We start from the raw sequence: 20,387 nt of genomic DNA, 5'->3' as shown, positions 1-20,387 counted from the left end.
AACCGCGCGGCAGAGGTATGCTCCATTTGCCGCGGACTCGGTCGGATCTCGGGGTCGGATCCGCTTCCCTGCCACCTCAGCCCCGTTTGGTTTAGCCGCGATGCGCGTTGTCGCCGCCGTTCTGTTGCTCGTGTCCGTGCTTCACGCCGGCATCTGGGGAGTCTTGCGCGACAGGGAACCTGCGCCGGACTTCAGGGGCCTGTTGCCCAGCGTCTCCTACGCGCCGTTCGAGGGCGCGGCCCATCCTGATATCGACAACATCCCGACCGTCGAGAAAATCCGCGCCGACCTGAAGACGCTGTCGACGATGACGCGCGCGATCCGGCTCTATTCGTCGACCGGCGGCGTGGAACTGGTGCCGCCGATCGCCGCCGAGTTCGGCCTCAAGGTCACCRTCGGCGCCTGGATCGACAAGGACAAGGATCGCAACGAGCGCGAGATCAAGGCCGCGATCGAGCTCGCGCGCAAGAACAGCAACGTCAACGGCGTCGTGGTCGGCAACGAGGTGATCTACCGCGGCGAGCAGAAGGTCGAAGACCTCATCGAGATGATCAAGAAGGTCAAGGGCGCGGTCCGCGTTCCCGTGACCACCGGCGAGATCTGGAACATCTGGCGCGACAATCCCGACCTCGGCTCCAACGTCGATTTCATCGCCGCCCACGTGCTGCCCTATTGGGAAAATTTCCGCTCGGACCAGGCGGTCGACCAGGCCGTCGACCGCTACAACCTGCTGCGCAATCTGTTCCCCGGCAAGCGCATCGTGATCGCCGAGTTCGGCTGGCCGAGCGCGGGCTATAATTTGCGCAACGCCGACCCCGGTCCGTTCCAGCAGGCGCTGACGCTGCGCAACTTCGTCAGCCGCGCCGAAGCCATCGGTATGGAATACAACATCGTCGAAGCCATCGATCAGCCCTGGAAGTACTTCGAGGGCGGCGTCGGTCCGTACTGGGGCATCCTCAACGCCAGCCGCGAGCCGAAATTCGCCTGGACCGGCCCGGTGGAAAATCCCGATTACTGGAAGCTGATGACGATCGCGCTGCTGGTCGGCGTGCTGTTGTCGCTGCCGATCCTGCGGCTGGAACAGCCGACCGCGCGGCAAGCCTTCCTGCTGTCGGCCACCGCCAACGGTGTCGGCGCCTGGGCCGCGACCGTGTTCGCGTTCTGGAACGGGCACTATTTCATCTTCGGCTCGGCCTTCGCGCTGACGCTCGGCATGATCCTGCTTGTTCCGCTCGTGCTGATCGCGATGGCGCGGATCGACGAGATCGCGGCCGTGGCCTTCGGCCGGCCGCCGCAGCGGCTTTTGACCAAGGGCAAGCCGGTCGACAACGTGCCCGAGGCCTATTTCCCGAAAGTCTCGATCCACATCCCGGCCTATTTCGAGCCGGTCGAGATGCTCAAGCAGACGCTCGATGCGCTGTCGCGGCTGAACTACCCGAACTACGAATGCGTCGTCATCATCAACAACACGCCCGATCCCGCCTTCTGGCAGCCGATCCAGGATCACTGCCGCGCGCTCGGTGAACGCTTCAAGTTCATCAACGCCGAGAAGGTGCAGGGTTTCAAGGCCGGCGCGCTCCGGATTGCGATGGACCGCACCGCGGCGGATGCCGAGATCATCGGCATTCTCGATGCCGACTACGTCGTCGATCCCGACTGGCTCAGGGATCTCGTGCCGGCCTTCGCCGATCCGCGCGTCGGCCTGGTGCAGGCGCCGCAGGAGCATCGCGACGGCGACCTGTCGATCATGCACTACATCATGAACGGCGAATATGCCGGCTTCTTCGACATCGGCATGGTCCAGCGCAACGAGACCAATGCCATCATCGTGCACGGCACCATGTGCCTGATCCGCCGCGCCGCGATGGACATGGCCGGCGGCTGGTCGAGCGACACGATCTGCGAGGACAGCGACCTCGGCCTCGCGATCCAGGAGCTCGGCTGGACCACCCACTACACCAACCACCGCTACGGCCAGGGCCTGCTCCCTGACACCTACGAGGCGTTCAAGAAGCAACGGCATCGCTGGGCCTATGGCGGCCTTCAGATCGTGAAGAAGCACTGGCAGCACTTTCTGCCCGGCCGGAGCCGGCTGACGCCCGACCAGAAGCGCGAATACGGTTTGGGCTGGCTGAACTGGCTTGGGGCCGAAAGCCTCGGCGTGGTCGTGGCGCTGCTCAACCTCGTCTGGGTGCCGATCGTCGCCTTTGCCGACATCGCCATCCCCGACAAGATCCTGACGCTGCCGATCATCGGCGCCTTCATCGTCTCGCTCGTGCACTTCCTGTCGATGTACCGGGCGCGCGTCGCGATCAAACCCGGCCAGATGCTGGGGGCCATGATCGCGGCGATGAGCGTGCAATGGACGGTGTCGCGCGCGGTCGCGCAGGGCCTCATCACCGAGCACATCGCGTTCGCGCGCACCTCCAAGGGCGGCCTGTCGCGGATGTCGATCGAGTTCCAGGCGTTCTGGGAGGCCGTGATCGGCGCCCTGCTCCTGATCGGCGCCGGCGTCCTGATCGCCTCCAACAGCTACCGGCAGATCACTGAGATCTACATCTTCGCAGGCGTCCTGGTGCTGCAAAGCCTGCCGTTCCTGGCCGCGGTCGCGATCGCGATCCTCGAGCTCAGCCGCATCAACTCGTTCCAGTTCTGGCGCGACAGCGCGATTCGCACCGCCGAGCTGATCGGCCTGCGCCCGGTCGCGCTGCCGACACCGGTCGGCACGCCGCAAGCCGTGCCGAGCGAGGTGCGGCGCGAGGCGAATTGACGGGCCCATGGCCGGCGGCGCGGGGCACGACCTCCGCGCTGCCGGGTCACACCACTCTTCGACGTGGATGACAGGCCGCCAATCGGGTTGAAAATCCCGGCTTAAGCGACGGAAACGCCGGACGAATCCCCGCCTCTGCCGCGATCCTCGGCAACCATCCGCGCTATTGACCTCAGCGCCCCATCCCCCTACACAGCGCGGGCCGAAAGCATGATCCGGAAACAGCCTCACCGGCTTTCCCCGCGACGCTTAAGTCAAACGTGGCGGCAAGACATGCTTTTCGAAATGACCGAAGACGATGGCGATCGATCGTAAAGCCATCAGCGGCCATGGGAGCGCGTAGCTCAGCCGGTAGAGCACGTGACTTTTAATCACGGGGTCCTGGGTTCGAGCCCCAGCGCGCTCACCATACAAATTCAACAACTTACGAAAATTACGAACCGACCAAAAAAGCCTTGTGTGGGCAGCGTGTGGGCAAACCGATTGTCCCGCTCGCGGTCGGAGATCTCGGCGCGATAGTTACCGGCCACGACCTCTAGCCCTGCCCTCTCCTCCGGTGTGATCGCGCCGGCGGCCAACTCCAGGCAGATGCGCTCCATGCGCGCGAGCTCGTCGATGTCGTGCTGATGTCGCCCCATGCGACCGATCAGACTCTGGATGTGAGCTGTGCGTCAAGGCCGCGAGGTGACCGGCGGCTGCTACTTCACAGTCTCTTCGTCTCTCGTCACCGCGTCCAGTCTTTGCAGTTGACCGGCTAAACCAGTAAGGCTCCTGGCGATGTTCCTCAATAGAAAGGCTCGGCTTTCGGAAATGCGGGGATTTGAGGACAGGGCTTTGTAGTGATTTGCGAGTTCCTTGCATCTGGCGGCCGTAATCATGCGGGCTCCATGAATCAATGAACAATAGAGAATTATAGCCGCACAACCTCCGAGGATTGCAACTTTTTCCCGCACTTAAGGACGGCCCCGGCCGTGGGGACTTTTAGGGGGCATGAGGCCGGGGCCGCTGGAGGTGCTCGGACCTTGCGAAGAGTCCGGCGCCGCCAGCTTAGGAAAATTCGGCAATCAGCTCTGTTCGCTTCGGCACGTTGGCTATACGGTTCCCATCAGGGAACGGAGTAGCTGCGATGAAAGACATGCAGGCTCAGTTGGAAAAGCTCCGCACTGATGCGGCCGAGTGCGCCCTCATCCGCGACCTGGCGACCGACCCGAAGAAGCGCGAGCTTTTCACGAGGCTGGCCGATCACCTGATGGTTCTCGCCTCAGAAGTTGAACGCGCAATCGCGGACAGCGCGAAGCGTACCTGATGAAGGCGGGCTGGCGGCCTTTCGAGGAGCCGATCAGGGTTGGCGATCGCGTCCTCGCCCCGCCAACGGCGCTTTGACGCATCGGGAAAAATCGGCAATATTCGCCCCATGGTTGCTCTCGATGAGATTGCAGACGCCCGCCGCCGCGAAACTGACCGCGCGCATCGACTGAGATTAGAGGGCCTGGTCGAGGACATCCGGAAGACCATAGAGGGACCGAGCAGCGCCAAAGAGAAGGTGGCGTGGATCAGAGAGCTGCTCGCCGTCCAGGGCTATCGCGCCCAAGAGTAGGCCCGCCAGCATGCCAACCGCCAGACGCTTCCGGTTGCGATGGGCGCACGGCTGAGGACCTTTGGAGCACCCTCCGCGTTAAGGCAATGAACCCCGGGGGCGAGGAGATTTTCCGATGTCCGCCGTCCCTCTGGACGTCCAACGAAGGTTCGAGCAGCGGTGGTCCGCTAGGTTTCTCTGCCCGAAGCAATCAACCAGAGCACAAGAACAGCGGCCTGAAAGCAGGCCCCAGTTTGCCGCGCCCGCAAAAGCCAAAAGAAAAGCCCGCCGGGCTAAAGCAACAGGCCCGATGTCTGCACCGGCCGCGTGAGCGCGGGGACCGAAGCCCCGCGGCACGGGCTTGGCTGATGCTTAGCTGCTGGGGATTTCACAGGCCCAGATTGAAACAGGGCGCCGTAAGCCCACGGATAGCAAGCGAACTTTCGCTCGGAGCGCTATTAGGACCACCTTTTGGGCGACAGTCGCCCTGCTCTCCTCATTTGCTTCCGTTTCCTTCTTAAAGGACTTCATCGCACCGACGGCCGTGGCGCTCGGTCTAGCAACCGTCGCAGCTTGGGCAGCTTTCTTATTAGGGAAGGCGCGACCCCATGCTCACATTCCGATATCGCGTGAGAGCCTGCACCACGAGTAGAGGCGAAGCTTCCTTCTTCGTCGGCGTCCCTCGCGTTGAGCTGAAAGAATTCATGGCCGCTCTCGAAGGCAAAGTATTCACCCCAGATTCGTTCCTCGCCGTCTTACGCGAAATCCAAGACCTCAACGAACGCGACGCACGATTGAGCGAACTCTATGCTCAACCGAGCTTAGAGAAGCTGCAGGTAGAGATAGGCAATGAAAAAGAGACAAAGGAATCGGCTCAAGCGTCCCCCAAAGAGGATCTCTTTCTGAAATTGCTGCAGACTAGTATTACCTGCTTTGGATTGCTCGCCGTTGTTGGCTTCTTTGTCAGCATTCTCGTTTCGCTCTAKCGATACAACGTTCGGCTTGCTGCGTTCTACAACGCGAGAGCGGACCTTCTTCGCCTAAGCGATATTTCCGTTACCATTTCGGATTTTGGGCTGCTAGCAACCGCATTGACGCCGGCTCTTGAGTTCGGCAAGTCTCCACAGCTGCCGATCGGGCAACTGGTGGAGCTCGTAAAGACCGCGAAGGAGTCCGCGAAATAGTTGGACGCTGATAGCGCAGAATTGCTCCAGCGGGCCAGGTTCGCGCGAACATAGTCCCAAGCGACTTGCTCGACCCGCCTTCAGCTCTCCGGCGCCGACGTCGCAGCCGGCACACTCAACGGCGCTCCCCCGACCGAAACAGGCCCTATCGCTTTCGGCTGCCGAACTATCATCCGCTTGCGCATCGCTGCGGACAATCCATAGCGCGCATGCGCTCTTCGAATGGAGGACGTGACGTCCGACATCATCGTATTTTGCAGCGAGTCCACCTTCGCAATGAGCGTGGAGAGCTGCGACGATATCTTCCTCACATCGACCCGTTCGTCCGTGATGCTCTGTCGCAGCGACAGCAGCACCGTTGAATCCTGCTGCAGCAGAGCGGCATTTTGCTGCAATGCGTGGTTGTTCTCCTGCAGCGAAGCCGTGTGTTGCTGCTGGGCCGACTGGATATCCTTCAAGGCAGCGACAACCGGATCCGGTTTCGGCGCGGGAGTTTCCCGGCGCGGAAGCAGCTCGGCCAGGCTGCCGACATTCAGCGACGAAAAATCAGACGGCAATGTATAGATGGCCGCCGCGCCATTGATGGCCAGGGCACATACCGACAGGGCCAGGACCGATTTCCGGCCGGACGGCTTGATCGGCACTTCGGCTTCCGCGGCTCCGGGTTCGGGTGCGGCAACTGCGAGCGCAAGTGCTGCGGGGTCGAATTGTTCGACCAGGCCCGGCATTTCGGATGTCGTGGTCACGTGCATTGACCTCAAATGAGCGAGCAAAAGGAAGCCGACGCCGGAACGTCCTCGCGACGACTCCTCTACGCAGCACCCACCTACACAACTGCCTCAAATTGTAGGCTTTTCGGATTAATTCCACGTTAGCGACGTGGCCGCCCGTCATGCCCAGCCACCCCGGCCGAATACGGGGTGATGGAATTCGCAATATGGCAGCGCGCTTCGAAGCGCGACAAGGCCGGGAGACAACTCCCCCAAAAGGTGTAAGATTCAGGAAAACAGGGAGGAAGCGGCATGTTTGAAGTCAGCGGTTTCGACACGGCAGGCGTCGTCAGCCTCAAGCGGCTGTCACTCGCGGCCGCCCTCAAGAAGGCCAGAGAGCTGGTCGAGGACGGGTGCTGGGACGTTCAGGTCGTCGATCCGACTGGCCAGGTCTACACCTCGTTCGAGGAGCAGGCCGCTTAGCCGCCGCGGTCTCCCTATTCGTAAAACCACCCGCCTGTCAGATCGCGCGCCGCGAGCTGTGGGCGTTTGCGATGATCCAAATGAAAACCCCAGCGCCTGGTCGGGAGCGCTGGGGCGTTTTCAAAATATCAATCGGTGTAGCAATGAGGCCTTGATAGCAGCGGCCTCGCCGGTCACCTGTGAGCTGGTTCACACAGCTCGGCCGATTTTTCCATACCGACGACACCTGTCCGGACGGTCGCCAGCGCTCGCTGACACCGCAGCCGATCCGAGCGGCTATCCCCCTCGGCCGACATTGGACGAGGCACTGTTCAGCCAGCGCTCGGTTGCTTCATCGCTCCAGCCGGGGACCGCGAAGCGCGCCCGAGGGTTCACGTCCGCGCCGGAACGATCGACCGCGGGATAGCGCGGTTGATGTATGCGGCGGTGATGCGCCGTAGCAGCGTTCGCAGCGGTGCCGAGGACGATCATGAGGCCCACGGCCAGAATGGAGCGCATCGTATCGGTTCCGATCGAGCAACTGCCCGGCATCATCTGATGCGCCGTCCGTCCCGCCGCAATCCGATACGGGTTCACAGCTAGGAGATGGGCGAAATTGCAAAGCCCCCTTTTCGCGCCCATGATCGCGCGTCAGAGGTGCTGGGCTTGTACTCGCCGCCATTGATTTTTCAGGCCAATTTCCAAGACTAATCACGGGGTCCCGGGCTCGGGCCCCGGCGCGCTCGCCAACACAATCAATGGCTTACGGCGAATTGCGAACCTATCGAGAAACCCCGGCGCGCCAACCGTGACGGCAAAACGATTGCGGACCCGCTCGTCCAGGATCGCGGCCCGGTCGTTGCCCGCCATGAGCTCGAGCCCGGCGCTTCCCCCCGGCATGACCGCCTGCCCTGCCAGATCCAGGCAGATGCGATCGAGGCGAGGCGGTCCTTCGCGCAGCCATTTCGGGAAATTCGGACACTCGGAAAATCGGAGGTAAGCCCACTGCGCGATGGCTCGAGCGCTGTTCTTGTCGCATGTTCAGGCCCTGGGCCGTGCGAAGCCTCGAACGGTCCAGCGCCTCGGCCTCAGCTTCAAGCCAGCCTCGGAGTTGGGGCCGATTTTTGCGAGCCCCCCAGACGAATGCTTCCTCATATTCGAGCTGACCGGCACGCCAAGCGGCGGCCTTATTTTACGGTCTCTTCGTCTCTCGTCAGCGCCTCAAGCCGATCCAGTTGACCGGCCAAACCGGTCAAGCTCTTGGCGATGTTCCTCAGGACAAAGGCCCGGCTTTCGGAAATATCGAGATTGGAAGAAATGGCCTTGTAATGATTTGCGAGTTCCTTGCATCTGGCCGCCGTAATCATGTGGGCTCCATGAATCAATGAGCAATAGGGGAATACAGTCTATTCCGTCCGCGCGCTGAACCACGGGAAGCTCGAACCGACGCGCAGGATGACGAAGGGGTACAGGATCATCCGTTGAAGCATCGGCCTAGCGGGAAAGGCCGCAGGGTGGTTCCAGCCCCCACTGCGGCCATCCCGGACAAACAAAAAGTTGGTGCTCAAATCTCGCCGGTGTTCACACAGTAGAACACCCCGTTCCGAAAATGGATTCCGTACAACTACCGGAATTCGAGTTTCTACGCATTGTCACCTAGGGGCGAACATGGCAGGGCTGGCTTTCCAGCCCCCAATGCTCCCGGCTGCCGGTTCAATTGCGGATCAGAGCGCCGGGAGTGCCAGGCCCGCCAGCGTCAACCGGCGGGCCTGAGCGGGTATCACCGTGACAGTGCACCGAATGGCCACCCGCTCCTTCCGCATCAAGCTGCCTGGCCCGTCCGCGTCATCCCAAGCACGTCATCCGCGAACTTTCTTTGCGCCGGCAGTTCCCGTTATCCTGGCGCAGGCGACGTCGGGTTAAGGCGCAGAAATGAAAGCAAGAACAATGGCGGCTGGCCCCGCAATCAGACGTTCGCATCTGGTCAAGCCGGCGACAGGATCAGAATTGAGCCTCTGGCGATTTCAGAGCTTTGCGGTGTGGGGGGCATGTGTCGGCGCTGTTGCGGCCGGCATTGTTGCCTACCTGACCTTGAGCGCGACCAAGCTGGACCTGGGCGCAAATCTCGCGCAGGATTTTCCGGTCGTCCATTTGGGTTTCGCGGACAGCGCAGCCATTAAACGTGCCGAGAAGCTCTTCTACGTCTCGTTCTATGTGTTCGGCTTCGTCTCGGCCTTTGCGGCACTCAGGCTCCGGAAGTTCTTCGAAGGCTATTCGCTGATCCTGTTTTACGTCTCCGCGCTGGCAATTGTCATCGCGCTGGAGGCATTCCTACAGGACGCATTCCAGCAGAGATTTCGGATGGTCGCGCTGGCCGTCGCGGTCGGCGCGATCTTCGTTCCCTTCGTGAAGCGCATCCCGATCCACACCAGCATCAAGGGCGACCAGGAATGCAGGTCGATCGACCTTTTCGAATTCAGATGGGTTGACGCTGCCCTGATCACGGCACTGCTCGCCCTAACCCTGCCTTTGAGCGTGCAGCGCTTGGCTGCGGAGGCGTCGGCCAATCCTCACGCCGTATCGTTCCTCGTCGGGCCGGCGCTCTATCAATTTGCAGATGGCCTAGTGCCTGGCCGCGATTTCCTGTCCTTCTACGGATACGGACCGCCCTACTTGTTCGGTCTGGTCCTCCGGGCCGACGCAAACGTTCTGTATTTGCTCTATGTCGCTTTCGTTGCCGCGTGTCTCGCGATCTACCACCTGTCGGCTTACTGGGTGCTGCGCGACTTCTTCCAGAGCAGAGCACTGCCGTTTCTCCTGGCCGTCGTATTTCTTGCGCTCTGTCAATACGGCGACGGCGAAGCATTCAACGGACCGTCCGCCCTCGCCATCAGGTACATGTTCGTGTTCATTGCCACGGGCATTCTTGCGCGTTTCCTGGTCCAACCTTCAGCTTGGTTATTGGCGGCGCTATCCACCGTCTGCGCAATCTYGATCTTCTGGAACACGGAGACTGGGATTTATACCTGGCTTGTGGGTTGCGCGGTCTTGTCGGTGCGGGTGCTCGAAAGGCGCTGGCCTTGGGAAGTCGCGGCATTCACCGGACTGTCTGTTGTCATCCTGTCCGCACTGTTCGTCGCTGCGTTCGGTTCGGCCGTTCTTTCGATGGACTTCTTGCACGTATTGCTCGCGCCGATCGGTCTGCACAGCGTCTCGAATTGGGTAGCGGTGACGATGAACTGGCGTCCCGGATTTGGGACATTCTACCAGTTGATCTTTCCAGCGATGGCCATAGGCACAGCTGTTAGCGTTGCAGGGACGTGGGCCAAGTGCCGCTCCATCGAGCGTGCGTATCTTCTGGTACTCTCCCTCGTCGCGCTGGTGTTCATGGCCAAGTGGCTGAACCGGTCCCTTGACGCGGTGTGGCAACAAAACGCCTTTGCTTATCTTGCGGTTTGCGCGTGGTGGTGCCGGTCGGCATTCCGCGCTGTCCTCGGCCGAACGACTTCGCTGGCCATCCCTGCGCTATCGTTGGCGGCAACGGCCGTGCTCTCGGTCGCCGCGCTTCTGAGCGCGCAGGATCGTCAACAGGGCGTGACGATCGGGCTGCGGTCGTATTGGCAATATCCGAGCATCGCCAGGCTGAAGTTGGGCCGAGGAGCTGGGAAGGTAAAGGTTTCTCTCGATAGCAGCGACGTCGACCTGGTCAACAAGGTCGTCCCACGCGATGGTCGCATGTTGTTATTGTCCGACCAGGATTGGCTCGTCCTTGTCGCGCTTGGCAGAGCACCCAAGAGTTACTTCCTTCCATTCCGGGATACGTTCAGCCCGGAACATGTGACTCGGAGCTTTGCTGGCACGGATCATTTCATTTTGGACCGCGGCGCGACCTATGAGTATGACTGGCTGAAGGAGATGGTGGAACGCATCCTGCTGGACCAGTTCGAACGCACCGAGGAATCAACCCGGTTTGCTCTCTATCGAAGGAAGTCATGACCGGCGGGGATGTAGCGGGCACGCGGCGAATTCCGGTGCAGTCACCGCAATTCTATTCGATACTCTCCTATCCGGCAACAGACCCTTCCTGGTCGTGACGAATGACGACAGGTCCGCGCGTCACGCAGCGGAATCCGATATGGCTGGTCGACGTGTCGACCGGCTCGGCATGGCGCGCGGCGGGACGGTAACGCCGGCAATAATTGGGCGCGCAGAGATGCGAGCCGCCCTTCAGCACCTTGCGTGGAATGCGGATGTCCGGCAGGGCGAGGTCGTAGCTCGCATCCTCGCGGCCGCCGTGTGGATTTTTCGGAATGCAGCAGGGCTTTGCGGCGTCGGCCACGTGCCGCGCCGACCACCAGTCCGAGGTCCATTCCCAGACATTGCCGATCATGTCGTGAAGGCCGTAGCCGTTCGGCGGGAAGGCCATGACCGGCGAGGTACGCTCGAACCCATCCTCGCCGAGATTCTGGACAGGGAAATTTCCCTGCCAGATATTGGCCATGTGCTTGCCGCCCGGCATCAGTGCATCGCCCCAGGCAAACTCCTCGTCGTCCAGACCGCCGCGCGCGGCGAACTCCCACTCCGCCTCCGTCGGCAGATCCTTGCCGGCCCAGCGCGCATAGGCCACGGCATCGCTATAGGAGACGTGGACGACGGGATGGTCGTCGAGGCCTCTGATATTGCTGCCGGGCCCATAGGGATGGCGCCAATTGGCACCGCGCATGAAGGTCCACCACTGGCTCCAGTTGGTGAGATCCGTGATGCGCGGCAGCGGCGAGAACACCAGCGAGCCGGCGTAGAGCATTTCCCTGAGCACGCCGGGATAATCCCTGGGATCCGGAACGATCTGGGCCTCGGTGACGTGGCCGGTGGCGTCAACGAACTTCTTGAACTGCCTGTTGGTGACGGGCGTGCGATCGATCCAGAAGCCATCGACGAACGCGCGATGGCTTGGCGCCTCCTCGGGATAATGGTGATCGGATCCCATGCGGAAGGTCCCGCCGGGAATGAACACCATCTCGCCGGACTTTATGTCGTCCGGCAGCCACTCGCAGTGATCCAGGTCCGCCCGCAGCATGGTGGCACTCCGATACGCGCATTCGACCTGGTGCTACGGGGTGGAATTCAGCAGACGTCGATTGCGGCGGATCGCCTTGCACATTGGACGCATTGTCCGGTCCCCCCTCCTTGGCGCCCAGAGCTTGAGATGCTGACGACGTATTGCGTCAGCATCTCCTCCCCTTTTTGCGCGCGCGCTATCCTGCACGCGGCGAAAACCCGCCACGTGCGCTCTGCCAAACCGCAGAGCGACTCCAATTCGTTTCGCTTAGGCCGCAAACGATATCCGAAGATCGGACTTCTGTGATGTGCAGTTTGTGCCAGTACGCCACAGCGACGGTTGAGGTTTGATCCACGACGCCATGCGGCGACGATCTCGCGTCAAATTCGGCGATGATTTGCCTCAAAACACCACATCATCGGCCTGCCCCCCACTTCCCGYTGTGGCACTGCCGGCTGCCGCAGAATCGTCGCGCTTCAGCAACAGAGTACGACCATGGGGCAGGTCCTTCTGGTTGATTCGCGGAAGATCGAGAGCTTCGAAGGTCTTCACCAGGCCGTCCACGGCTCCCATGTCGACGTCATGCAGCTCGGACGCGGTCGGATGCGCGGAGCGCTGTCGCATGTCGGCATCGGGGATTTCTCGCTCAGCATCGGCACCTTCAATGTCGGCATGCGTACGCAGCGCATCGCCAGCGACGACAAGCTCATCATCGGAATGTTGCTGACGGCCGCGGAGCGCGTCGCTCACTGGTCGTTCAACATGCAGCTCAACGACGTCCTCGTGATTCCGCCGCTGGTCGAGCACGATGGCGTCTTTCACGGCGCGTCCGCTTACGCCGCCATGCGCTTCGACCTCAATGAAGTCGCGTCCATGTTCGGCGGCGAAGCGAGACTGAGCGATCCCGACACATGGCGCAGCCGCGGCCATTTCCGGGCTGATCCCGAGACCGGCGCGATCGCCTCACGCCGTCTTGTCGAGATCATGTCGCACCTTCGCGCCCACAATGATGCCCTGACGGCTTCGACTGCCGATTTCTGGAAACGATCCATCGTCGAGTGCATGGCCGCCAACGTCATGTCGTCCATGCCGCCCGATGACAGTGGCTGGCTGCCGTCGGCGAGGCGGCTCATCCGCCGGGTTGAAGGCTATCTCGACGAAGCCGGCACGCGCCCGGTACATGTCTCCGAGATTTGCGCGGCGCTAGGGATCTCGCGACGCACCTTGTATCGCGCCTTTCACGAGGTGTTCGGCGTCGGCCCCGTCGGCTTCCTTCGGCACAAGCGCCTTTGCGCGGTGCACTCCATTCTGCGCGACAGCGCTCCCGGCTCGACGACGATCGCAGCGGTGGCGATGCAGCAGGGCTTCTACGAACTCGGGCGCTTTTCACAGTACTATTTGGCGATGTTCGGGGAACATCCATCGCAGACGTTGGGAGTCGCACCGTTCTCGGCGTCCAAACGCGAGGCCGTCTAGACGCAGGCGACAGGACGGTTACCGCCTCTTGCGGCAGGCCGGTTCGAGCGTCGCTCGGGCCTGACCCCGCCTCAACTCCCCCGCGCCACGCCGTTGCCAATCAACTCCGTTGGGCGCACGCTGTCCGGGCGCGTTAGACGCACCGCAGGGAGAGACACATGAAGGAACACGGCCTGGATGGCCGCCACCGGGACAAGGATGGCGGGATCAGCAAGAAGCACGGCAACACGCTGGTCGGTACCTTGCGCAAGATCTATGGCAAAGGATTTGCGGCCGGGTATCCGGATGCGACCCAGCTCAGCGAGGTCTTGCTTCAACTGAACGAGACGTCGCTGAGCCAATTGCGTCGGGATCACGATACCGGGCATCTGGCGCACAAGATCGACCACGCCTCGAAATGACGGACTTCACTTGACCACTGCATTGGCCACTGCATCTGGCCAAGTTGATGTTGCCGAAACCCGCGCCGCCGGCGCCTTGGCTTGGACAGGCGCGGGTTCGGTCGCCCTCACCGCACTTACCATTTGAGCCTTCCAAAACCGGGCGCTAGGATGAGCCCTTTTACGGAGGCTCATTTGAAACCAATGATTTTCATCGCGGCCATTGCGCTCGTTGCAGCGGCCCCCGCCTGGTCACAAGCCCTGGTCGATCCCAACAAGGTCGCCCCCGAATATCGGGAGGCGGCCGAGAAGCGCCGGGCCGAGCAGATGCGTCAGCGCGAATGCGCGCTGAAGGCGGATCTCGACAAGGTGCTTCCCAGGGATCGCACCGTCTATCTCAACCATTGCCTGGACGCGCTCGCCGCCAAGCAATAGCGGCTGAGCCGGCGGCTTTGACGGACTGAGGCTTCCCCCGTTGTCGCGGGACGATGACGCTCGGCCGCGCGGTGCGCCTGCGCCGCGACGTTGCTCGCGCCCGTTGTATCGGATGCGGCAAGATTTGCGGCCAATTCGCAACCAGCCTTCAGGCTTTCTTCAGACCTCCGGGCACACGCTGGCAATTCATTTCCAATAGTCATTGTTGTCCGCATGAATTCGGTCCAGGTCCAGTGCACGCGCTGCAAGAACGTGTTTCGTGATCGTGCGGGACGATTGCAGGACGGCTATTCGCGGCAATGTCCCAGTTGCGAAGTCGTGTTGTTCTTCGCCGAGGATTCGCCGAACCCTCAGGTCAAGCTCGCGATGAAGCGCGCGCGCAAGGCCCGCAAGGAGCAGCGCGAGTCCGGGATGGCCAAGGCGTCCGACAAGGCGTCCGCGTCGCAATCACGCGCGGGTCTTTCGCGATCGTTTGCCGGGCGGACGAACGCGGCGGAGGACGAGGGCTAGCTCACCCGCGCGGCCGCCGCTTCCTCGGAAACAGCCGATCGCGGATGTAGCGCGAGGTCGGCGTCAGGCGGATGCCGCGCGGCTTCTGCCAGGCGGCGCGGTCGATCTCCTTCTTGTCGCCGATCGCGAGCCTGCCCTTGGCGTCCTTGGCGATGAAGATCGCGTCGCTCATCTTGCGGCCGGAACGCTTATTCCTGGCGGTTACTTCCTTCCAGAGGCTGACCCTGCCGAGCTTCAGCTTGGGCAGTTCCTCCTTGATCTCCCGCCGCAGGCAGTCCTTGTCGGACTCGCGCGCCCGCTTGCGGCCGCCCGGGAACATCCACAGGCCGTCCGACCGGCGTCTGACCAACAATACCTTGCCGCGTTTCGCGGCAACCAGCTTGGAAGACTTCGCCATTACTGTCGTAGACTCGAACCAGAATCGAGCTATCGTAACTTGTCTAGTTCAATAGACAAGTTCGGGGCGCGCTTTGCTCACAACCCTTGCGCGCCGTCAGGTTGCACGGCGCGGCGGGCGGATCGCGCCTGCAAGTGACGGGGTCAGCCTTCGCTCGGCCCCGCCCGGTCCTCGGTCCTGATCCACGCCGCCGCCATTTCCCACGCCACCGACAGGATGATCGGCCCGATGAACAGGCCGACAATGCCGTGGGCCAGCGTGCCGCCGATTACGCCGACGAAGATCACGATCGTAGGCGTGGTCAGGCCCCGTCCCATCACCAGCGGCTTCAACATCGTATCGATGAAGCCGACAAGGACGAGAAACACCGTGAGCAGCAGCGCCGTGGTGACGTCCTTGGCGGTCCAGATCCAGATGATCACCGGCAGCAGCACGAGGAACGCGCCGATCTGCACGATCGAGAGCAACAGCACGATGAAGGCGAGCAGGCCCGCGCTCGGCACGGCCGCGAGCTTGAAGCCGACGCCGGCGAGCAGCGCCTGCACGATCGCGACGCCGATCACCCCCTGCGCCACGGCGCGGATGGTTGCGCCCGCAAGCCCCAGGAAATGCTCGCTCTGCTCGGGGACGATGCGATACAGGAAGCCGCGCCCGGCCGCGACCAGCCGCGGCCCGTGCGGAAACAGGAAGCCGGCGACAAACACCGAGACCAGGAACTGGAGCGTTCCGAGGCTGGCATCGCCCGCGAGCGACAACAGCGGTCCCGCCAGCGGCTGGAGATAGGGCGCGACCTCGCGCAGCACCGCGCGGATATTGCTGTAGGCCTGATCCCAGAGCTCGTAGAGCGTCGGGCCGATGACCGGCCACGACTTGATCTGCTCCGGCGCCGACTGGAGCGCGAGGTCGCCGGTACCGAGCTGATGTGCCAGCTCCCGCGCGCCGTCCACCGCGCTCAGGCCGAGCCAGGTCGCCGGGCCGAGGACGATGCCGAGCGTGATCAGGGTGAGGATGGCCGCTGCGGTCTTCGGGCGGCCACCGAGGATTTTTGCGACCCAGCTGAAGGCCGGATAGAAGGCGACCGCGAGCACACAGCTCCAGGCCAGGATCGGCACGAACGGGCGGATGATCAGGAACGTCCAGATGATCAGCAGCGCCAGCAGGCCAAGCCGGATCACGAGCTGGATGATGTCCTCGCCGGTCAGGAGCTGACGGAGACTTTTCACGGGCACGGCTTTCCTTGCGGCATCGACGCGGGTTCCGGCACTTGCGCGGCCTTGCGTTATTGCCAGCAACGCATCCGGCGTCAAGACGACGGGGTGACCCGGCGAGCCCCGCGATTGGGAACGCATCGCCACAACGCGCATTCCCGGACGATGGTACACCGCCCCAAACCGCCTGATGACCACGCCGGCGTTCACCGCGGCATCCATTTCTCGCTGACGCAGAATGCCGCAGCGGGCTTTTGGCGCTGGGCCTATGCGGTCGGCGACAGGGCCCGGTCCGGGCGGGTGCAAGGCAGGCTGTCGCTGCTGGCCTTCAAGCGCGTCCAGATGCGCATCGACCGGGACATGCGGCCCGGCCGAACTGAGGACTGATCCATCTGCGAAGCCAACACGGCTAGAAGTGATAGTTCACGCCGACCGTGCCGGTCTGGATGTTCAGCTTCACGTTCGCAGGCGTCGCCACCAGATTGCCCGTTGTCACCGGCTGCTCAGTGATCGCGCCAAAGCCCATATAGTTGTACTCGGCCTTCACCGACCAGTTCGGCATGAACATCCATTCGACGCCGCCGCCGGCGAGCCAGCCGGTGCGGTTGAAGCTGCCCGAGGCGGACCCGGCGAGCGCGCCGGCAAGGCCGTTATTGGCGTCGTATTTGTCGCGGGTAAAGGCCGCGCCGCCCTTGGCGTAGAGCAGCACGCGGTCGAAGGCGACGCCGAACCGTCCGGCCACTGTTGCGATATAGTCGTTCTTCAGGGTGAAGGTGAAGCCCGCCCCGCCCCCGAACGGGCCGCCGGCGTTGAGCTTGACGCTGGACCAGGCGCCGGTGCCCTCGAGACCCACCACGAAATTGCTGATCTGATAATTGCCGCCGATCTGGCCGCCGACGATGCCGCCGCTGGCGTTGACCGAGCTCCAGACGGCTAAGGGATCGGTCGGGTCGATGCCGGACCACTTGTTCCAGACCCCGCCGCCATGGGCGCCGATATAGAAGCCGGTCCAGGTGAAGATCGGAGCCGGTACCGGCGCCTTCACCGGCGCGGGCGCGATAATATCCGCTGCAAATGCCGGCGTTGCCAGCGACAGCAGCGCAGCCGTCAAAATAAGTTTCGTTCCCATGATCCCACCCCCAACTGACCCGCCTTCCGACCGAGGCGATGGGGGAAATCTAGCTGCCGGATCAACGGCGCGCTTGGACCGACCGGCGGCGCGATTTGGACTGACGGGCGTTGCAGATACCGGGAAATTCCTGCAAGTCCCGCGATCGGAGGCGGGTTTGGCTAATCGCGATTAACCGGATTTCCGCGGGCGGGTTTACGCCGATGCAAAGCCTCGCACCTAGGCTTCTCCCCAAGTCCCCGAGAACACCGAAGTGCGATGGCCAACAGCATCTGGACGATCGAAGAATTCACCTGCACGGGTTGCAGCATGAACTACAGCGCGACCCGGGAAGAGCACACCGAGCCGCATTCAGGCCACTTCAAATGCAGCATCTGCAGCGGCGTGGTGCACAGCTGGTCCGGCAAGCATCATTTCTTCGGCTGGCAAGCGGTGAAGACGAAGCCGGCCGTGTTCGGCCGGCGCTGGGCCGGCGCGGGCTGGTAGGCGAACGCCGACACGATACGCGGTCTGCCGGGAATCGCGGATCGCGTTGCCCGTCCGAGCTACGAGCACCGTTGCAGCGCCTCTGGACATAAGACTGAGTGGCGCAATCGCCTATGCTCCGTCTGCTGCCCAGCGTCATCTGGCGAAGCAGCCCATTAGCCGGGTCAGTGTCGCGCGGGGGAGTCGCAGCTTCTGCTAAGCTGCGGCCCGGGTTAGACTCCCCTGCCCCGCAACTGAAGCCGACACGCAATGACCGCGCCTTTTGTTCCCCAGATCGCCCTCTATCGCACTTGGCTCGCCGAGCAGCGCGGCCTTTCCTTCGCGAATTACGAGGACATGCGGCAATGGTCGGTGCGCGATCTCGACGGTTTCTGGCGCAGCATCTGGGATTACTATGATCTGCAATCGCCGACGCCGTTTGCGGCCGTGCTCGCCGAGCGCAAGATGCCCGGCGCGGTCTGGTTTCCCGGCGCGCGGGTCAATTACGCCAGGCAGGTGTTCCGGCATGTCGCGGCGGCCGACGCCGCGGGCCTGCCCGCGATCATCAGCGGCGGCGAGGACGGCAGGCTCATCGAGACGAGCTGGCCCGAGCTGCGGCGCAAGGCCGCCGCGCTCGCGCTGCATCTGAAGGACAAGGGCATCAAGCCCGGCGACCGCGTCGCGGCCTATCTGCCCAACATCCCCGAGACCATCATCGCGTTTCTCGCGAGCGCCAGCATCGGCGCGATCTGGAGCGTCTGCGCGCCCGACATGGCCGCGCCCGCGGTGATCGACCGCTTCAAGCAGATCGAGCCAAAAGTGCTGATCGCCTGCGACGCCGTCACCTATGCCGGACGGCGGCACGACCGACGCGACGTTGTGAGCGAGCTCAGGCGATCGCTGCCGACGGTCGAGCAMGTCATCCTGCACAGCAAGGCGGGCGCGCCCGCAGCGCCCGACTCCCTGCTCTCTGATATTCTCGCATGGACGGGTGCCGCGATCGACGCGTTCGAGCCGGCCTGGCTGCCGTTCGATCATCCGCTCTGGATCGTCTATTCCAGCGGCACCACCGGCCTGCCGAAGCCGATCGTGCATGGCCATGGCGGCATCGTCATCGTGGTGCTGGCGCTGCTCGGGCTGCACAACGACCTCGGCTGCTCGTATCATCCAAACTCGTTCGGCGAGCGCTATCACTGGTACTCTTCGACCGGCTGGATCATGTGGAATTCGCAACTCGGCGGCCTGCTCGGCGGCACCACCTGCTGCATCTTCGACGGCAGCCCCGGCGGCACCAAGGACAAGCCGGACTGGACCACGCTGTGGCGCTTCGTGGCGCAGTCGAAGGCGACCTTCTTCGGCGCGGGCGCGGCGTTCTTCGCCAACTGCGCCAAGGCCGAGATCGACCTCGCCGCCGCCGGTGACCTCTCGCAGCTGCGCTGCCTCGGCTCGACCGGCTCGCCGCTCAGCGCCGACACGCAGGCCTGGTTCAACGCACGCTTTGCGGCGCTGTCGAAGACGAACGGCAGCAAGGCGCAGGCCGACATCTGGTGGGCCAACATCTCCGGCGGCACCGACTTCGCCGGCGCCTTCATCGGGGGCAATCGCGAATTGCCGCAGACGCCCGGCGCGATGCAGTGCCGGCTGCTGGGTGCGGCCGTGGAAGCCTTCAGCGAACAGGGCCGCGCCGTCACGGGCGAGGTCGGCGAGCTCGTCTGCACCGAGCCGATGCCGTCGATGCCGCTTTGCTTCTGGAACGACCGGGGCGACATGCGCTACCGCGCGAGCTATTTCGAGACCTATCCGGACAATTTCGACGGCAGCGGCCGCGGACCCGTGTGGCGGCACGGCGATTGGCTCAAGGTCGATCCGGACGGCTCCTGCATCATCTATGGCCGCAGCGATGCCACCATCAACCGGCACGGTCTGCGCATGGGCACGAGCGAGCTCTATTCCGCGATCGAGGCGCTGCCGGAGGTGCTGGACTCCCTCGTCGTCGACCTCGAATATCTCGGCCGCGACAGCTACATGCCGCTGTTCGTGGTGCTGCGCGAGGGCACAGCACTCGACGGCGCGATGCAGGTGAAGATCAACAAGGCGATCGAGGCCGGCCTCTCCCGCAGGTTCCTGCCGAACGAGATTTTCGCGGTCGCCGAGATTCCGCGCACGCTGTCCGGCAAGAAGCAGGAGCTGCCGATCAAGAAGCTGCTGCTCGGCCAGCCCGTCGAGAAGGTCATCAACAAGGAGGCGATGGCCAATCCGGCCTGTCTCGACTGGTATCTCGCCTTCGCGCGCGACTATCTCGCCAGAACTGCGGCGTGACGGATCGCGGCTTGTGGCTGCGATCAGCCGCCGCCGAAATTGGAGGGATCGAGATTCCTGTTCTCCGACGGCGGGATCGGCGGATAGCCGGGAAACTTGTACCAGCCGGGCGGGACTGGCGCGTCCTCGGGGAGACGAACCACGACATGATGCCGCGGGCGAGCATGATGCACTGGCGCCGCGATAGCCGGCGCGCACGCTGAGATGAAGAGAACCAGGGCCAGGACAGACCGCATCGAACGTGCTCCAGACGGCCACCCAGCCCTGATGTGGTGTTGGAACCGGACCGCGCCATTCGTCCGCGGGG

General features: G+C 63.0%; 21 protein-coding genes and 1 tRNA gene. 14 read left to right on the top strand and 8 right to left on the bottom strand.

The window, feature by feature from the left end; genetic code table 11:
• Window positions 1-100: 100 nt before the first annotated feature.
• Together ACXJMY_RS08835 and ACXJMY_RS08830 are read left to right on the top strand one after the other, a co-directional pair.
• Window positions 101-2,770, top strand: a complete 2,670-nt coding sequence (locus ACXJMY_RS08835) for a glycosyltransferase (protein WP_456618933.1) — start codon at window positions 101-103, stop codon at window positions 2,768-2,770.
• Window positions 2,771-3,103: 333 nt separating this feature from the next.
• Window positions 3,104-3,179: transfer RNA gene (locus tag ACXJMY_RS08830), tRNA-Lys, on the top strand.
• A 7-nt stretch (window positions 3,180-3,186) separates the two neighbouring features.
• Here the strand turns inward: ACXJMY_RS08830 and ACXJMY_RS08825 are convergent.
• Window positions 3,187-3,408, bottom strand: a complete 222-nt coding sequence (locus ACXJMY_RS08825; RefSeq protein ID WP_456618932.1) for a hypothetical protein — start codon at window positions 3,406-3,408, stop codon at window positions 3,187-3,189.
• Window positions 3,409-3,896: 488 nt separating this feature from the next.
• On the opposite strand from ACXJMY_RS08825, the gene ACXJMY_RS08820 reads away from it, so the two are divergent.
• The 3 genes from ACXJMY_RS08820 (at window position 3,897) to ACXJMY_RS08810 (ending at window position 5,530) form a co-directional block, all read left to right on the top strand.
• Entirely contained in the window at window positions 3,897-4,076 is a 180-nt protein-coding gene (locus tag ACXJMY_RS08820; RefSeq protein ID WP_271612864.1) for a hypothetical protein, read from the top strand.
• Between the two features lie 39 nt (window positions 4,077-4,115).
• Window positions 4,116-4,367 (top strand): hypothetical protein, encoded by a 252-nt coding sequence (locus ACXJMY_RS08815; RefSeq protein WP_456618931.1) that lies wholly within the window; start codon window positions 4,116-4,118, stop codon window positions 4,365-4,367.
• Between the two features lie 683 nt (window positions 4,368-5,050).
• On the top strand, window positions 5,051-5,530 hold the full coding sequence (locus ACXJMY_RS08810; RefSeq protein WP_456618930.1) for a hypothetical protein: 480 nt from the start codon (window positions 5,051-5,053) through the stop codon (window positions 5,528-5,530).
• A gap of 80 nt (window positions 5,531-5,610) precedes the next feature.
• Here ACXJMY_RS08810 and ACXJMY_RS08805 read toward each other — a convergent pair whose 3' ends face one another.
• On the bottom strand, window positions 5,611-6,282 hold the full coding sequence (locus tag ACXJMY_RS08805) for a hypothetical protein (protein ID WP_456618929.1): 672 nt from the start codon (window positions 6,280-6,282) through the stop codon (window positions 5,611-5,613).
• A gap of 270 nt (window positions 6,283-6,552) precedes the next feature.
• On the opposite strand from ACXJMY_RS08805, the gene ACXJMY_RS08800 reads away from it, so the two are divergent.
• Window positions 6,553-6,723: a hypothetical protein gene (locus ACXJMY_RS08800; RefSeq protein ID WP_456618928.1), complete on the top strand. Its 171-nt coding sequence runs from the start codon at window positions 6,553-6,555 to the stop codon at window positions 6,721-6,723.
• A 276-nt stretch (window positions 6,724-6,999) separates the two neighbouring features.
• On the opposite strand, the gene ACXJMY_RS08795 is transcribed toward ACXJMY_RS08800, so the two are convergent.
• Both ACXJMY_RS08795 and ACXJMY_RS08790 read right to left on the bottom strand, forming a co-directional pair.
• Window positions 7,000-7,221: a hypothetical protein gene (locus tag ACXJMY_RS08795; RefSeq protein WP_456618927.1), complete on the bottom strand. Its 222-nt coding sequence runs from the start codon at window positions 7,219-7,221 to the stop codon at window positions 7,000-7,002.
• Between the two features lie 668 nt (window positions 7,222-7,889).
• Window positions 7,890-8,069, bottom strand: a complete 180-nt coding sequence (locus tag ACXJMY_RS08790; RefSeq protein ID WP_456618926.1) for a hypothetical protein — start codon at window positions 8,067-8,069, stop codon at window positions 7,890-7,892.
• 565 nt (window positions 8,070-8,634) lie between these two features.
• On the opposite strand from ACXJMY_RS08790, the gene ACXJMY_RS08785 reads away from it, so the two are divergent.
• A complete protein-coding gene (locus ACXJMY_RS08785) occupies window positions 8,635-10,698 on the top strand; it encodes a hypothetical protein (protein WP_456618925.1) in 2,064 nt (687 codons plus the stop codon).
• Window positions 10,699-10,765: 67 nt separating this feature from the next.
• Here ACXJMY_RS08785 and ACXJMY_RS08780 read toward each other — a convergent pair whose 3' ends face one another.
• Window positions 10,766-11,779, bottom strand: coding sequence for a formylglycine-generating enzyme family protein (locus tag ACXJMY_RS08780; protein ID WP_456618924.1), 1,014 nt, complete (start codon window positions 11,777-11,779; stop codon window positions 10,766-10,768).
• Between the two features lie 477 nt (window positions 11,780-12,256).
• Here ACXJMY_RS08780 and ACXJMY_RS08775 point away from each other — a divergent pair, with 477 nt between their 5' ends.
• From ACXJMY_RS08775 to ACXJMY_RS08760, 4 genes are all read left to right on the top strand, one after another.
• Complete coding sequence (locus tag ACXJMY_RS08775) at window positions 12,257-13,237, top strand: helix-turn-helix domain-containing protein (RefSeq protein ID WP_456618923.1); 981 nt, start codon at window positions 12,257-12,259, stop codon at window positions 13,235-13,237.
• Between the two features lie 158 nt (window positions 13,238-13,395).
• Window positions 13,396-13,638, top strand: coding sequence for a hypothetical protein (locus ACXJMY_RS08770; protein WP_456618922.1), 243 nt, complete (start codon window positions 13,396-13,398; stop codon window positions 13,636-13,638).
• A 174-nt stretch (window positions 13,639-13,812) separates the two neighbouring features.
• Entirely contained in the window at window positions 13,813-14,052 is a 240-nt protein-coding gene (locus ACXJMY_RS08765; protein ID WP_456618921.1) for a hypothetical protein, read from the top strand.
• A gap of 321 nt (window positions 14,053-14,373) precedes the next feature.
• The gene (locus ACXJMY_RS08760) at window positions 14,374-14,562 is read left to right on the top strand and encodes a hypothetical protein (protein ID WP_456618920.1); all 189 of its coding nucleotides are present in this window, start codon (window positions 14,374-14,376) and stop codon (window positions 14,560-14,562) included.
• Between the two features lies 1 nt (window position 14,563).
• On the opposite strand, the gene ACXJMY_RS08755 is transcribed toward ACXJMY_RS08760, so the two are convergent.
• Complete coding sequence (locus ACXJMY_RS08755; RefSeq protein ID WP_456618919.1) at window positions 14,564-14,959, bottom strand: NUDIX hydrolase; 396 nt, start codon at window positions 14,957-14,959, stop codon at window positions 14,564-14,566.
• Between the two features lie 143 nt (window positions 14,960-15,102).
• Entirely contained in the window at window positions 15,103-16,182 is a 1,080-nt protein-coding gene (locus ACXJMY_RS08750) for an AI-2E family transporter (protein WP_456618918.1), read from the bottom strand.
• 150 nt (window positions 16,183-16,332) lie between these two features.
• On the opposite strand from ACXJMY_RS08750, the gene ACXJMY_RS08745 reads away from it, so the two are divergent.
• Entirely contained in the window at window positions 16,333-16,554 is a 222-nt protein-coding gene (locus ACXJMY_RS08745; protein ID WP_456618917.1) for a hypothetical protein, read from the top strand.
• A 22-nt stretch (window positions 16,555-16,576) separates the two neighbouring features.
• Here ACXJMY_RS08745 and ACXJMY_RS08740 read toward each other — a convergent pair whose 3' ends face one another.
• Complete coding sequence (locus tag ACXJMY_RS08740; RefSeq protein ID WP_456618916.1) at window positions 16,577-17,296, bottom strand: outer membrane protein; 720 nt, start codon at window positions 17,294-17,296, stop codon at window positions 16,577-16,579.
• 258 nt (window positions 17,297-17,554) lie between these two features.
• On the opposite strand from ACXJMY_RS08740, the gene ACXJMY_RS08735 reads away from it, so the two are divergent.
• Together ACXJMY_RS08735 and ACXJMY_RS08730 are read left to right on the top strand one after the other, a co-directional pair.
• A complete protein-coding gene (locus ACXJMY_RS08735) occupies window positions 17,555-17,782 on the top strand; it encodes a hypothetical protein (RefSeq protein WP_456618915.1) in 228 nt (75 codons plus the stop codon).
• Between the two features lie 249 nt (window positions 17,783-18,031).
• Entirely contained in the window at window positions 18,032-20,080 is a 2,049-nt protein-coding gene (locus ACXJMY_RS08730) for an acetoacetate--CoA ligase (RefSeq protein ID WP_456618914.1), read from the top strand.
• Window positions 20,081-20,387: the final 307 nt, after the last annotated feature.

This window comes from Bradyrhizobium sp. P5_C12, from assembly GCF_054049735.1.
This window is presented reverse-complemented; position numbering and strand designations above follow the sequence as displayed.

Coding starts and splice junctions, on each gene's coding strand:
- ACXJMY_RS08825 (WP_456618932.1), bottom strand. CDS start 3,408: ATGGGGCGACATCAGCACGACATCGACGAGCTCGCGCGCATGGAGCGC.
- ACXJMY_RS08820 (WP_271612864.1), top strand. CDS start 3,897: ATGAAAGACATGCAGGCTCAGTTGGAAAAGCTCCGCACTGATGCGGCC.
- ACXJMY_RS08805 (WP_456618929.1), bottom strand. CDS start 6,282: ATGCACGTGACCACGACATCCGAAATGCCGGGCCTGGTCGAACAATTC.
- ACXJMY_RS08800 (WP_456618928.1), top strand. CDS start 6,553: ATGTTTGAAGTCAGCGGTTTCGACACGGCAGGCGTCGTCAGCCTCAAG.
- ACXJMY_RS08795 (WP_456618927.1), bottom strand. CDS start 7,221: ATGCGCTCCATTCTGGCCGTGGGCCTCATGATCGTCCTCGGCACCGCT.
- ACXJMY_RS08790 (WP_456618926.1), bottom strand. CDS start 8,069: ATGATTACGGCGGCCAGATGCAAGGAACTCGCAAATCATTACAAGGCC.
- ACXJMY_RS08780 (WP_456618924.1), bottom strand. CDS start 11,779: ATGCTGCGGGCGGACCTGGATCACTGCGAGTGGCTGCCGGACGACATA.
- ACXJMY_RS08775 (WP_456618923.1), top strand. CDS start 12,257: ATGGGGCAGGTCCTTCTGGTTGATTCGCGGAAGATCGAGAGCTTCGAA.
- ACXJMY_RS08770 (WP_456618922.1), top strand. CDS start 13,396: ATGAAGGAACACGGCCTGGATGGCCGCCACCGGGACAAGGATGGCGGG.
- ACXJMY_RS08755 (WP_456618919.1), bottom strand. CDS start 14,959: ATGGCGAAGTCTTCCAAGCTGGTTGCCGCGAAACGCGGCAAGGTATTG.
- ACXJMY_RS08745 (WP_456618917.1), top strand. CDS start 16,333: ATGGTACACCGCCCCAAACCGCCTGATGACCACGCCGGCGTTCACCGC.
- ACXJMY_RS08740 (WP_456618916.1), bottom strand. CDS start 17,296: ATGGGAACGAAACTTATTTTGACGGCTGCGCTGCTGTCGCTGGCAACG.
- ACXJMY_RS08735 (WP_456618915.1), top strand. CDS start 17,555: ATGGCCAACAGCATCTGGACGATCGAAGAATTCACCTGCACGGGTTGC.